Source organism: Advenella mandrilli (assembly GCF_016595155.1).
GTDB classification, from domain to species: domain Bacteria; phylum Pseudomonadota; class Gammaproteobacteria; order Burkholderiales; family Burkholderiaceae_B; genus Advenella; species Advenella mandrilli.
Map to the genome: position 1 here is coordinate 149,379 of NZ_JAENGP010000005.1, position 13,015 is coordinate 162,393.

General features: G+C 51.0%; 12 protein-coding genes. 8 read left to right on the top strand and 4 right to left on the bottom strand.

Annotated features, from left to right (window positions below):
- The first annotated feature begins 53 nt into the window (after window positions 1–53).
- Window positions 54–2,516 carry a bifunctional acetate--CoA ligase family protein/GNAT family N-acetyltransferase gene (locus tag JHL22_RS06410; protein ID WP_200235138.1) on the top strand — a complete coding sequence of 821 codons (2,463 nt, stop codon included), beginning with the start codon at window positions 54–56 and terminating at the stop codon, window positions 2,514–2,516.
- On the opposite strand, the gene JHL22_RS06415 is transcribed toward JHL22_RS06410, so the two are convergent.
- Window positions 2,517–3,197, bottom strand: coding sequence for an alpha/beta hydrolase (locus JHL22_RS06415; RefSeq protein ID WP_200235140.1), 681 nt, complete (start codon window positions 3,195–3,197; stop codon window positions 2,517–2,519).
- Window positions 3,198–3,203: 6 nt separating this feature from the next.
- Window positions 3,204–3,749, bottom strand: a complete 546-nt coding sequence (gene yjgA / locus JHL22_RS06420) for a ribosome biogenesis factor YjgA (RefSeq protein ID WP_200235142.1) — start codon at window positions 3,747–3,749, stop codon at window positions 3,204–3,206.
- Between the two features lie 93 nt (window positions 3,750–3,842).
- Here yjgA and pmbA point away from each other — a divergent pair, with 93 nt between their 5' ends.
- The 7 genes from pmbA (at window position 3,843) to erpA (ending at window position 9,979) form a co-directional block, all read left to right on the top strand.
- On the top strand, window positions 3,843–5,183 hold the full coding sequence (gene pmbA, locus JHL22_RS06425; protein WP_200235144.1) for a metalloprotease PmbA: 1,341 nt from the start codon (window positions 3,843–3,845) through the stop codon (window positions 5,181–5,183).
- A 131-nt stretch (window positions 5,184–5,314) separates the two neighbouring features.
- Complete coding sequence (locus JHL22_RS06430; protein WP_200235146.1) at window positions 5,315–6,418, top strand: TRAP transporter substrate-binding protein; 1,104 nt, start codon at window positions 5,315–5,317, stop codon at window positions 6,416–6,418.
- Window positions 6,419–6,725: 307 nt separating this feature from the next.
- Window positions 6,726–7,154, top strand: a complete 429-nt coding sequence (rplM, locus tag JHL22_RS06435; RefSeq protein WP_200235148.1) for a 50S ribosomal protein L13 — start codon at window positions 6,726–6,728, stop codon at window positions 7,152–7,154.
- A gap of 9 nt (window positions 7,155–7,163) precedes the next feature.
- Window positions 7,164–7,556: a 30S ribosomal protein S9 gene (gene rpsI, locus JHL22_RS06440; protein ID WP_169293614.1), complete on the top strand. Its 393-nt coding sequence runs from the start codon at window positions 7,164–7,166 to the stop codon at window positions 7,554–7,556.
- Window positions 7,557–7,761: 205 nt separating this feature from the next.
- The gene (argC, locus tag JHL22_RS06445) at window positions 7,762–8,820 is read left to right on the top strand and encodes an N-acetyl-gamma-glutamyl-phosphate reductase (protein WP_200235150.1); all 1,059 of its coding nucleotides are present in this window, start codon (window positions 7,762–7,764) and stop codon (window positions 8,818–8,820) included.
- A 14-nt stretch (window positions 8,821–8,834) separates the two neighbouring features.
- Window positions 8,835–9,527 (top strand): DUF6776 family protein, encoded by a 693-nt coding sequence (locus JHL22_RS06450; RefSeq protein ID WP_200235152.1) that lies wholly within the window; start codon window positions 8,835–8,837, stop codon window positions 9,525–9,527.
- 83 nt (window positions 9,528–9,610) lie between these two features.
- The gene (gene erpA, locus JHL22_RS06455; protein ID WP_200235154.1) at window positions 9,611–9,979 is read left to right on the top strand and encodes an iron-sulfur cluster insertion protein ErpA; all 369 of its coding nucleotides are present in this window, start codon (window positions 9,611–9,613) and stop codon (window positions 9,977–9,979) included.
- Between the two features lie 118 nt (window positions 9,980–10,097).
- On the opposite strand, the gene nadB is transcribed toward erpA, so the two are convergent.
- Window positions 10,098–11,681 (bottom strand): L-aspartate oxidase, encoded by a 1,584-nt coding sequence (gene nadB, locus JHL22_RS06460; RefSeq protein WP_200235156.1) that lies wholly within the window; start codon window positions 11,679–11,681, stop codon window positions 10,098–10,100.
- 5 nt (window positions 11,682–11,686) lie between these two features.
- Window positions 11,687–12,799: a quinolinate synthase NadA gene (gene nadA, locus JHL22_RS06465; protein WP_200235253.1), complete on the bottom strand. Its 1,113-nt coding sequence runs from the start codon at window positions 12,797–12,799 to the stop codon at window positions 11,687–11,689.
- Window positions 12,800–13,015 lie beyond the last annotated feature (216 nt).

Sequence of the window (13,015 nt, forward strand, 5' to 3'; positions counted from 1 at the left end):
GGGCAGGCTTCAGAATAACTTCATTTTAACTTAACATTTTTGTGAGTGAATATATGCAGCGTCATCGTCTGGCTTCTATCTTCGAGCCAAGATCGTTAATTGTGATTTCAGATGTCTCTTTGCCAGTCTGCGAATCGGTGCCAGCCTACCTGGTGCGCAATACTACACTCATGTCGTTTGATTCATCCGAATCATTTGCGCAGCTGGCAGCCAAAGAGTCCATTGAAAGTGAAGAAAGAAAAGACCTGGCGGTGTTGTGCGTGCACCCGGACAGGCTGGAAATGGTACTGTCGTTTCTGGAACGCAAGCCTCCCCGGGCCATGATCCTGCTGCCCACCCAAACCGTTGATGACGACCCTCTGGAAATTCGCCAGATTATGCTGGGCTGGGCCAGGCAACACGATTGCCTGTTGCTGGGGCCGCGCGCTTTTGGTATTCAACGGCCCCACCTGAATTTGAATCTTAGCAAACACCCCATCCTGTCCCATCAGGGCCGGGTAGCGGTGGTGTCGCAGTCCCGGCTGCTGCTGATGTCCATCATGGATTGGGCCAATGATGTAGACCTTGGCTTGTCTGCGGCCATTTCACTGGGTGAGGTGATTGATGTTGACTTGCCTGAAATTATTGAATACCTGGCGACAGACCCCCGTACCGACAGTATTGCCCTGTACATGGACAAGCTGGGTTCGGGACGGGAACTGATTAGCGCCATCCGCATGGCGTCCAGCGTCAAGCCGGTCCTGGTTTTGCGTGCCGGACGGGCAAGTCCCGAGCTTAAGGGCAATGATGCCGTGTTTGATGCCGCCATCCGGCGGGCCGGCGCGGTTCGGGTTGATTATTTTGTTGAGCTGTTTGCGGCCCTGAAAGCACTGTCTTATGCCCGGCGTCCCAAAGGCGGGCGGATTGTGGTTTTTGGCAACAGCCGTGGCTCAACCTCATTAACGTTTGATGCGATGGGTAACAACAGTGCCTTATCCAAGGCATCGTTATCTTCAAACAGTTTGCGCGAATTAAGGCGTATTCTGGGGCATGGTGCCATTGTAGGCAATCCGGCCATCAGTTATGCCCCCCTTACCGGTGAGCAACTTATCGAGAGCCTGAAAGTGATGGTGGATGATGCCGGTGTTGATGCCGTCATGGTCATGTTGGCACCCGATGAGCTGGTAAATATGCAAAAGGTGGTAGAGCAACTGGCGGCTTATGCCCGCAAGGCACCCAAACCCATTGTGACCAGTATTCTGGGCGAAGCCACCATGCGACCGTTTCGCCGCTTGCTTAACCGTGCCGGCATGCCGGCGTTCAGGACGCCCGAAACGGCACTGGGTGCCATGATGTCGCTGTGTGATTATTTTTATAACCAGCAATTATTGCATCAACTTAGAATTCCTCAACCTGATTCCCAGCCTGCCGATATTCCGGTTGCCCGTGCGCTGCTTGATGCGGTGCTTAAGGAAAACCGCAGCTCGCTGGATACGTCCGAAGCCATGCGCCTGCTGGACTGTTTTCATGTGGGGCTTTCCTGGCAGGAAGACGAGCAGGATGAGCAGTTTTCCGTAGAGGATGGCGTGCCGGCCGTGATGATACAGGTCCAGAACGACCCCATTTTCGGGCCATGGATACGTTTTGGCGAGGGCGGTCACAAAGTCGTGTTTTCATCCCGCGACAAAGGGCTTGATTTGCCGCCCCTGAATGCTTATCTGGCTGGTCAGCTCATCAAGCGCAGCCGGGTGTGGCGCCAGGAACTGGAAACCTATGTAGAACCGCACATATTCGTCAAGTTGCAGCGTATTCTGGAATCGGTGGCCGATCTGGTCAGCGAGTTTCCCTGCATTCAAACGCTTGAAATAAATCCGATTATTCTGGGTTACCGTGAAGTTCATGCCAGGCATGTCAGGATTGTGCTTGATGAAGAAGCGGGTGTGTCGCCACGTGAGTCCGGTTACGAGCATATGGCTATCTTCCCGTATCCGCATTACCTGACTGAAAACAGGCGCTTTGCTGATGAGATGGAATGGGTATTGCGACCCATCCGTCCGGAAGATGCCGAGGCGTTGCAGAATTTTATCAGGGGTTTGTCCGAGAAGTCGCGCTATATGCGCTTTGTTTCCATGATGCGTGAGCTGACGCCCAAAATGTTAAGCCGATATACCTATGTGGATTACCATCGTGAGCTGGCTCTGGTGGCCACCATTCAGGTACCCAACGAGGCCAATCGGGGGCTGCCACGGGAAGAGATTATCGGTTTGGCACACTATCTGCGCAATGCCGATGGGGTAGGAGCCGAGTATGCCCTGGTAATTGGTGATGGATGGCAAAAGCGTGGCTTGGGCAGAACCCTCATGAGTAAGCTGATGCAGGCTGCCCGTAAACAGAAACTGGCTTATATAGAAGGCGTTGTGCTGGCCAGCAATAAACCCATGCTGCATTTAATGACCAGCCTGGGCCTGCAAAATGATCCCGATGAAGAAGACCCTTCAATGAGAAGGGTCTGGATGCCGTTGAGCCAGGAAGACTAATCAGGCAAGGTTTTTCTGGATGAAGTCTGAAATATCGCGGATTTCTTCCAGGCAAACCGAATGCTGCATGGGGTAGGTATGCCATTGCAGGTTGCGGTAGCCCAGTTCTTCCAGTTTGGCCTTGCTGTTAAGCGCGCGCTCGGGCACTACTACCGGGTCCTGGGTACCGTGCGCCATAAAAATGGGAATATCCATGTTAGCCTGGCTGCGTTCGGCCCCGGTTTTGGCCGCCAGGGGCAGAAAGCCTGACAGGCAGATAAGGCCAGCCAGTTTTTCAGGGTGGCGCAGTCCGGTTAACAGGGCCATGGCGCAGCCTTGTGAAAAACCGGCCAGGAAAATGTTTTCGGTCGGAATGCCGCGCTCGTTTTCACGGGCAATCAGGGCCTCGATTGCCCGTTGCGTTTCTCGCAAACCGGCTTCGTCTTCGGGGCCATTGATGCGGTCAAGGGAAATAATATCAAACCAGGCGGGCATGGCGATGCCGTTGTTCAGGGTAACGGGCCGAATCGGCGCATTGGGGAAAACAAAACGGATGCCTGACGGTTTGGGTAGTTTCAGTTCGGGAACCACCGGTACGAAATCATTGGCATCGGCACCCAGGCCGTGCATCCAGATAATAGAATGGGTGATGTGATTGCCCGTATTGATTTCAACGCAATCGAGCAGTACTTGATCTGACATGGTAACTTATTCCCCGGATAATAAAATAGACTTGAGTGCCTGAAACAGGGCGCGGTAATGTTTTTTTTGCGGCTCCTGGGTGTCAGGCAGGGCATTGTTGGCGGCCTGTTCTTTGCGGGCCGCGCGAATGAGTGCCCTGAATTGCTGAATATCCACCTGGGGATACTCGGAAAGCAGGACCGTTAATTCTTCATCACTGGCAATTAGCCGGTCACGCAGGGTTTCCAGCCGGTGCATATGGGCGGTAATTTCTTTCGAGCCGTTTTCCCAGACATCCAGTTGTTGTCGAATGGCATCGATATCGGCCGTGCGCATTAATTTGCCGACATAATGAATCTGGCGGCGTTTGCCTTCCCGGCCAGGCGTTTTTTGGGCTGTTTTAATGGCATCAAGCAGTTTCTCATCAAGGGGTAGCTGCTTTACTTTGTCATATGGCAGTTCAATAACTTGCTTGCCCAGATCCAGAATGGCATGCAGCTCTCTTTTGATTTGGGATTTGCTGGGCCGATCGTAAAAATCGTTATCGTCCTGATCTGTTTGGTCGCTATGCATAAATAAAATCGAAAAATGGTTGATATTTGGATATCATAACCGTGTATGCGGTTACAGTCATAATGAACAGAACAACTACTTATATTTTTATCTATGAATCCTAATAGTCAGTCTAATTTTGAAGAGCTGGTTCAGCTGGCGCTGAAACATGCCGGTAAGCTGGGCGCAAGCAGTGCCGCTGCCGAAGTCTCCGAGTCTAGCGGGCTTGCCGTATCTGTTCGCAAGGGCAGTGTTGAAACGGTAGAGCAAACCAATGACCGTTCCCTGGGGGTAACTGTTTACGCAGGACAAAGCAGGGGCTCTGCCTCTACCTCGGACTTGTCCGGCAAAGCGATTGCCGAAACGGTAGAGGCCGCCTGGAATATTGCCAAATACACGGCGGCCGACCCGGCAGCGGGTTTGCCAGAAGCCCAATTACTGGCCACCCATCTGCCAGACCTGGCTTTGCATAAAAGCTGGGATATCTCCGCCGATGACGCGGTTGCGCTGGCGATAGAGGCCGAGCAGGGAGCCCTGGGATATAGCAAGGAAATCACTAATTCCGAAGGCGCTTCCATTGACATCAGTGAGGGGCGCTTCGTGTTTGCCAACTCGCTGGGGTTCATGGGCGGCTACCCTTATTCACGCCATGGGCTTTCTGTAGCAGCCATTGCCGGCAAGGGTAATCGCATGCAAAGGGATTACTGGTATACCTCTAATCGCTACCCCGAAAGGTTGGCCAAGGGACATGATGTGGGTGTCTATGCTGCCCAGCGCGCGGTGTCGCGCTTGTCGGCCCGTAAAATACCCACCGGAAAATACCCGGTCCTGTTCGAGGCGCCGCTGGCGCTGGGGCTTATTGGTGCGCTAACCCAGGCTATTAGTGGCGGGGCACTGTATCGCAAGTCCAGTTTCTTGCTTGATTCTCTAGGTAAACAGGTCATGGCCGGCCATATTCAAATTCATGAAGACCCTTATATCCCGGGTGCCATGGGTAGTTCCGCCTTTGATGACGAAGGAGTGCAAACCCAGGCGCGCGATTTAGTGCAAGACGGCCTATTGCAGGGCTATTTGTTATCATGTTACACGGCCCGTAAACTGGGCATGCAAAGCACGGGCAATGCGGGGGGCTCGCATAATCTGCTGTTAACGTCCACCCTAACCGAAGCCAGTGACAATTTTGACGCCATGCTGAAAAAAATGGGTGCCGGCCTGCTGGTTACCGAGTTGATCGGGCAGGGCGTTAACTATGTCACCGGCGACTATTCCCGAGGTGCGTTTGGTTATTGGGTTGAAAACGGTCAAATCCAGCATGCGGTTCAGGAAATTACCATTGCGGGCAACCTGAAAGACATGTTCATGCAAATGGTGGCGGTGGGTAACGATGCCATTACGCGTGGTGCCAAAACATCGGGTTCCATCTTAATTGAAAGCATGGCGGTAGCAGGCAGTTAAGCACTTTGCAACCTTTATGCCGGTTTTAGGGAAAACCATTAATTCCGGTTCCGGCCTAAAGCAAGGGCTGTGGGTTACTATTTATCGTATAAAATTTTTAGAATTTAAAATAATTTTGGAGAAATAAACATATGCAACGTCGTTCGTTTCTAAAAAAAGCCGGTATGGGCATGGTAGCCGGTACGGCTGCCGTTGGCGCGCCAGCGCTGGCCCAGGAAAATCCCAGCATCAAATGGCGCATGGCTTCCAGTTTTCCACGCAGCTTGCCTGCCTTGTTTGGTACCTCTGAAAAATTTGTCAACTATGTCAAGGAAGCTTCTGGCGGCCAATTTGTGATTGATGTATTCCCGGCCGGTGAGATTGTGCCCGCCTTGCAGGTGATGGATGCCGTGTCCAACGGTACTGTCCAGTGTGGACATACCTGCGGTTACTATTATTTTGGCAAAAGCCCGGCCTATTGCTTTGATACCGCCGTTCCTTTTGGCTTAACCGCCCGCCAGATGATGGCCTGGATCCTTGAAGGCAACGGCAAGACACTGCTACGCGAACTGTTTGATCCCATCAATATCGTCAACTTCCCACTGGGCAATACCGGTGTGCAAATGGGTGGCTGGTATCGCAAGGAAATCAATTCACTCGAAGACCTGAAAGGCCTGAAAATGCGTACCTCCGGTTTTGCCGGAGAAGTGCTGGCGCGCATGGGCGTGATTCCCCAGCAAATCGCGGGTGGCGATATTTATCCGTCACTTGAAAAGGGCACCCTTGATGCGGTTGAGTTTGTGGGGCCTTACGATGACGAGAAACTGGGCTTTAACAAAGTGGCTAAATACTACTACTATCCCGGGTTCTGGGAAGGTGGGCCACAGGTTTCCGCTTACATGAACAAAGATGAGTTCGCCAAACTGCCCAAGAATTACCAGGCCATTGTAGAAGCGGCGAGCATGTATGCTACCGCCAACATGCTCGCGGTTTATGACGCCCATAACGCGGGTGCGCTGCGCAGGCTGATTGCCGGTGGTGCCGTCCTGAAAGAATTTCCTAAAGAAGTACTCGATGCCGGCTTCAAGGAATCAGTCCAGCTGTATAAAGAGTTTTCTGACAAAGACCCGATGTTCAAGAAGATTCATGACGATTACATGGCTTTCCGTGACGATCTGGTGCCCTGGTTTAACCTGGTTGAGGGTTCATATACCCGCTATTTGGCCTATGCCATTGCACAAAGCCGTAAAGCTTAAGTTGCCATAAGGCAAATAGCTGCCCGTACAAAATACAACAAAAAGCAAGGCTTGTATGGGTGGCTTTTCAAAAGATGCGGTTCTATTTCATTGTTTTTATTGAAAAAATAAAAGAATGGTGTTAATATTTCCGGCTAACCCAGAACTGTACGGCTGAAAAGTAAGATTTTACTTGTTTACAATAACGGCCTGGCAGCATCCGGTATTAATGTCTTTTATTAAATTGGCCTTAATAACTAACCGGAAACTGGGCATACCGGGTACGGTACAAGCCGGCCCCATTAATTTTTATTTAGGAATAACTATCATGAAGACCTTTGTGGCAAAGCCGCATGAAGTCAAACGTGACTGGTTTGTTATCGATGCAAAAGGCAAGGTCCTTGGTCGTGTAGCCAGCGAAGTTGCACGCCGTTTGCGCGGTAAACATAAACCTGAGTTCACCCCTCACGTTGACACCGGCGATTATATTGTAATTATCAATGCTGCCGATATCGTTGTTACCGGTAACAAGAGTGAAGATAAAAAATACTTCCGTCACTCCGGTTACCCAGGCGGTATTTACGAAACGAACTTTAAAAAGATGCAAGAGCGCTTTCCAGGCCGTGCACTTGAAAAAGCCGTTAAAGGTATGCTGCCCAAAGGTCCACTGGGCTACGCCATGATTAAAAAACTCAAGGTGTATGCTGGTGCCGAACATCCTCATACTGCCCAGCAGCCTAAACAGCTGGATTTCTAAGGATAAATCATGATCGGTAATTGGAATTATGGAACAGGCCGCCGCAAAACGTCAGTGGCTCGTGTTTTCTTGAAAAAAGGTACAGGCGCTATCGTTGTTAACGGTAAGCCTGTTGATGAATATTTTGCCCGTGAAACAGGCCGCATGGTTGTTCGTCAGCCATTGGTCCTCACAGAACTCACCGAAGCATTCGACTTTCACGTCAATGTACACGGTGGTGGCGAAAGCGGTCAGGCTGGTGCGATCCGTCATGGTATTACCCGTGCCCTGATCGACTATGATGAAACATTGAAATCATCACTGTCCAAGGCAGGCTATGTAACCCGTGACGCCCGTGAAGTCGAGCGTAAAAAAGTCGGTTTCCACAAAGCCCGTCGTCGCAAACAGTTCAGCAAACGCTAATCTGTTTTCGAGTCAAAAAAAGACCGCACATGCGGTCTTTTTTTTATTTAATGCGCGGTTATTCTATTTTGAAACGCAGTGAAGCAAAAACGGGGTTTAATTTTCAGGCAGACTGAACCAAATCACGTGTAAAAACTCTCATAATGTGGTGCAATAATCGTTTAGGAACGTTTATACATCCAATCAATTAACAAAGGATTTAACCATGGCATCTTCTTCTGCCCAGATCATCAAGGTTGGCATCGTTGGTGGTACCGGATATACCGGTGTGGAATTGCTGCGTCTTTTAGCAGTACACCCCAATGCAAGGCTTCATGCAATTACCTCGCGCAAAGAAGAAGGCATGCCGGTTGCGGACATGTTCCCCAACTTGCGTGGTCATGTCGATCTGGCTTTTTCCGCCCCTGAAAATGCGGCGCTGTCTGAATGTGATGTGGTGTTCTTTGCGACACCCCATGGCGTGGCCATGGGGCAGGCCCGTGCCTTAATGGATGCCGGTGTAAAGGTGATAGACCTGGCCGCCGATTTTCGCCTGCAAGACACTGCGGTTTTTGAAAAATGGTACAAAATGCCGCATGCCTGTCCCGATGTATTAAAAGACAGTGTTTATGGTCTGGTAGAGCTTAACCGCGAAAAAGTGGCCAATGCACAGGTTGTTGGCAATCCGGGTTGTTATCCAACGACCGTTATTCTGGGCTTGACCCCATTGCTTGAAAAAGGCCTGGTCAAGCTGGACAATATCATTGCCGATTGCAAGTCGGGGGTGTCAGGGGCCGGTCGTAAAACCGAAGTGGGCAGCCTGTTCTCCGAGGCCAGTGACAACTTCAAGGCGTATGCGGTCTCAGGCCATCGCCATCATCCTGAAATTGTCGAACAATTGGGTAAAATTGCCGGCCAGCCGGTAAGCCTTACCTTTGTGCCGCATCTGGTGCCCATGATCAGGGGTATGCTGTCCACCATTTATGTAAAAATCAAACCCGAAGCCATGGACACCGATTTTCAGGCCTTGTACGAGCAACGTTACCAGCAAGAGGCGTTTATCGACGTGATGCCTGCTGGCAGTTTGCCAGAAACCCGTTCGGTTCGGGCATCCAACCAGTTGCGTATTGCACTGCATCGCCCGGGTAATGGAGATACTCTTATTGTGCTGGTTATACAGGATAACCTGGTTAAAGGCGCTGCCGGGCAGGCTGTGCAAAATATGAATGTGTTATTTGGTTTGGCTGAGCAAACAGGCCTGAATCAAGTGGCTATTTTGCCTTAAGGGGCCGGATAACAATGCCGGCACGTATTTTTCTTCTTACCGTAGGCATTGCCCTTGGTGCAACCAGCAGCTATTACATTACCCAAAATGTCGTGCAGCGTAAAATGCTTGGGGTAGAAAACGAGCAGCTCACTTTGCTTTCTGATAAAGTAAAGCAGGGTGAAGTGAAAATCCAGACATTACAGGGGAAACTGGATGCCGCCAATGCGCAAATGGTGATAGACAAAAGCACGATTGATGAATTTAACCGGCAGGTAACAAAGCTGCAGGATGAAATCAGCAGAAGGACCGAAGAATTGTTGCGTTATGAGCAGCTGATTCCTTCCAAAAGTAATATTCATGTCACGCTCAGGGAGTTTGATGCCATCCAGGAAGGTGCCCGTATCCGTTATAAGGTAATGCTTACGCGAACCCAGAAAACACCGGCAACATTCAATGGCCGTTTGCACTTTGAAGCCAAGGGAAAGATGGATGGGAAAACCACAACGGTGGTCCTCAAGCCAGAGTCGGCAGCCAAGGCTGAAGGCAATGGTAAATCGTCAACAGAAAAGGCTGATAATACGGCCCTGAATTTAAAATTCAACAGAATTGAGCTGGCGCAAGGCTTGCTGGTTATTCCAGACGGGTTTGAGCCTGAAAGCGTTACCCTGAAAGTAGTCGAGGGTAAAAATACACGTGTCACACGAACGTTAAAGCTCAAGCCTTAGTTTGTTGTTATGGTAAAATAGATTTGTTATAGGCGTGTCTGCCTGTTTTATTAGGGTGACTGTATCTCACCGGGAGTAAATATATGAGTAGCGTTTTAGAGTCAGTAGACTTGCAGGCTCCTCCAGTACCATTGGTTTTTACTGATGCGGCTGCAGCTAAAGTCAAGGATTTGTTAATCGACGAAGGTAACCCAGATCTCAAACTGCGCGTGTTCGTGCAGGGTGGTGGCTGTTCGGGTTTCCAGTACGGTTTCACGTTTGATGAGGTCATTAACGACGACGATACCTCTATCGATAAAGACGGTGTCCAGTTGCTGGTAGACCCCATGAGCTTTCAGTACCTGGTTGGCGCTGAAATTGATTACAAAGAAGATATTGAAGGTTCACAGTTTGTCATTCGTAATCCGAATGCCCAAACAACGTGTGGTTGCGGTTCTTCTTTTACGGTTTAATTGCCGTAAGTCATTAACCGTCTTTATGCCTTGGTGGGCATAATATCTGGCATTAAAAACATAAAACGGGTCTGCGTATTTTGATGCGCAGGCCCGTTTTATGTGGTGGTTTAGTGGTTCAGGACAAAACCGGTGCCAGTACGGTAGGTATAGCGGTTTCAGCCGTGTGTGGGTAGTCGGTGGTGTAATGCAGGCCACGACTTTCCTTACGGGCCAACCCGCATTGCAGCATCAGGCTGGCCACATCAAGCATGTTTTTCAGCTCTATCTCATTCAGGCTTGGCGCTTGTACGCTATTGTCCGGGTGCAGCTGGGCTTTCCATGTATTCAACTGCTGCAGGGCCGCCTGCATGCCGGCATGGTTGCGCACAATGCCAAAGTAATGCGTCATGAGTTGTCGTAAACTGTTTACGTTAGGGGGGCTGGCTTGCGCAGGCTGGCCATTGTCGCTGGTTGCCGGGTTGATGGCAATGGTGTTGTCATAAGCGGCAGGAGTTTCCCAGGGAAGGCCGGCTTCAATATTATTGGCAATATTCCTACCAGTCACGATGCATTCCAGTAAAGAATTGCTGGCCAGCCGGTTGGCACCATGCAGTCCGGTGTAAGCGGTTTCACCGGCGCAGTAAAGTCCTTTAAGGTCGGTTTGCCCGGCCCGGTTAACCAGCACACCGCCGCAGGTATAGTGGGCAGCCGGGGCAACCGGAATGGGGCTGGTGCAAATATCAAGCTCGTGTGAAAGACAGGTTTCATGAATCATGGGGAAGTGATGCAAAATCTCATCCCTTGGTTTATGCGAGATATCCAGCCAGACATGGTTGGTGCCGTGTTTTTTCATTTCCGCTTCTATCGCCCGTGCCACAATGTCGCGGGGGGCCAGTTCGGCCCGTTGGTCATAGTCGGGCATAAAGCGGCTGCCGTCGGGACGTTTTAAAATGCCGCCTTCACCCCTTACCGCTTCGGAAATTAAAAAGGTGGGTATATGGGGTAATGCCAGGGCGGTTGGATGAAACTGGATGAATTCCATGTTGGCAATCCGGCAGCCGGCATGCCAGGCCATGGCAATCCCGTCGCCCGTGGCAATTACCGGGTTGGTGGTATGGGTAAAAAGCTGTCCGGTGCCGCCTGTGGCCAGTACTGTATTGGGCGCCAGAAAGGTTTCCATGTGGCCAGACTGCCGGTTAAGTGCCTTTACTCCCATGCATTGGGCATTTTTTTCATGGTCAAGCAGTAACTCAACCGAGGCCCGTTGCTCAAAAACCTGGATGTTGGGATGCTGGCCCAGTAGAGACTGCAGGGTATGGGTAATGACATGCCCTGTTTTGTCCGAGGCATGGGCAATCCTGCGCCAGGAGTGGCCGCCTTCAAGGGTTAAGTGCAGCTGTTGGTCTGTATCGTTACGGGTAAAATTGACCTGGTGCGCCAGCAGCCATTTCAGGGCGTCGGGCGAATGTTCAACAATGTGGGCAACCGCTTCTTTTTCACACAAGCCGGCACCGGCAACCAGGGTGTCATTAATGTGTCGCTCGAAGGAGTCCTGGCTGTCCCAAACAGCGGCAATGCCGCCTTGTGCCTTGTCGCTGGCGGTGTTGATAAGCGCATCTTTGCAAAGCATGGCAATGCGCTGACTATCCGGTAATGACAGGGCGACCGACAATCCGGCTAAGCCACTGCCAATAATAATAGTGTCAAACTGACGCGTCATGATGCTTAAGCGGCTCCAACGTGTTGAAACAGCTTCATGTCCTGAACCAGGTCGCCACTGGCCTTGACTGATTTTTTATGGGCTTCGGCAAAGGCCAGCATCCGGTCAAGCGGCATGCGGGCACGTTCGGCCAGCGGCTTGTCCAGTATGACTTCACCCGAACCGTTTACCAGGCATTGCTTGATACCCGCCAGCCCGTTCATGGCCATCCAGGGGCAAAAGGCACAGCTTTTGCAGCTTGCGCTATTGCCCGAGGTGGGGGCTGAAATAAAGGTTTTGCCAGGGGCCCGTTTTTGCATTTCGTGCATAATGCCGGCATCGGTGGCCACAATAAAGGTTTGGGCCGGCAGGTCGATGGCGGCCTGGATGAGTTTGCTGGTAGAGCCGGTTACATCGGCCAGTGCCGCCACAGAGGCCGGTGACTCGGGGTGTACCAGCACTTTGGCATCGGGGTATTGTTCTTTCAGGCTGACCAGCTCGGCGGCCTTGAATTCATTATGGACCAGACAGGACCCTTGCCATAACAGCATATCGGCACCGGTATTGTCCTGGATATATTGACCAAGGTGACGATCAGGACCCCAAATGATTTTTTCGCCTTTTTCGTGCAGGTAGCTAACGATTTCCAGGGCAATGGAAGAGGTCACCACCCAATCGGCGCGTGCTTTTACTTCGGCGCTGGTGTTGGCATATACCACCACGGTCCGGTCAGGGTGGGCATCGCAGAAGGCACTGAACTGATCGGCAGGGCAGCCCAGGTCAAGCGAACATTCGGCCTCAAGGGTTGGCATCAGCACTTTTTTTTCAGGGCTGAGCATTTTGGCGGTTTCACCCATGAAGCGAACTCCGGCCACAATCAGGGTAGAGGCTTCATGGTCACGGCCAAAACGTGCCATTTCAAGCGAGTCACCCACGCAGCCGCCAGTTTCAAGCGCCAGGTCCTGCAAAACCGGATCAACATAATAATGCGCCACCAGAACTGCATTCTCATCTTGTATGAGTTGCTTGATTTCCTGGATGTATTGTTGTTCCTGTTCTCGTGAAAGCGGGGCGGGTGTCTGGGCCCAGGCTTTACCTACCGCCAGGGCATCTGCGCTTTCTGGCAGTACTGACGTCATGCAGGCCTGCCCGTTCAGTTTGGCGGTTTGCAATAAAGGTTGATCAAATTCAAATGCTTTCTGTTCTATATGTCCCATGATTTTTTAAGTCGTCATTTTGAAAAAAGTTAATTATGCTCTTATTGAGCATAAAACGCAAAACATTTTTATCAATCGGTTTTTTTGTTATTCAGCCGCTTGCAAATAGTTTTGCCCGGCCGGACACTTCCATATACA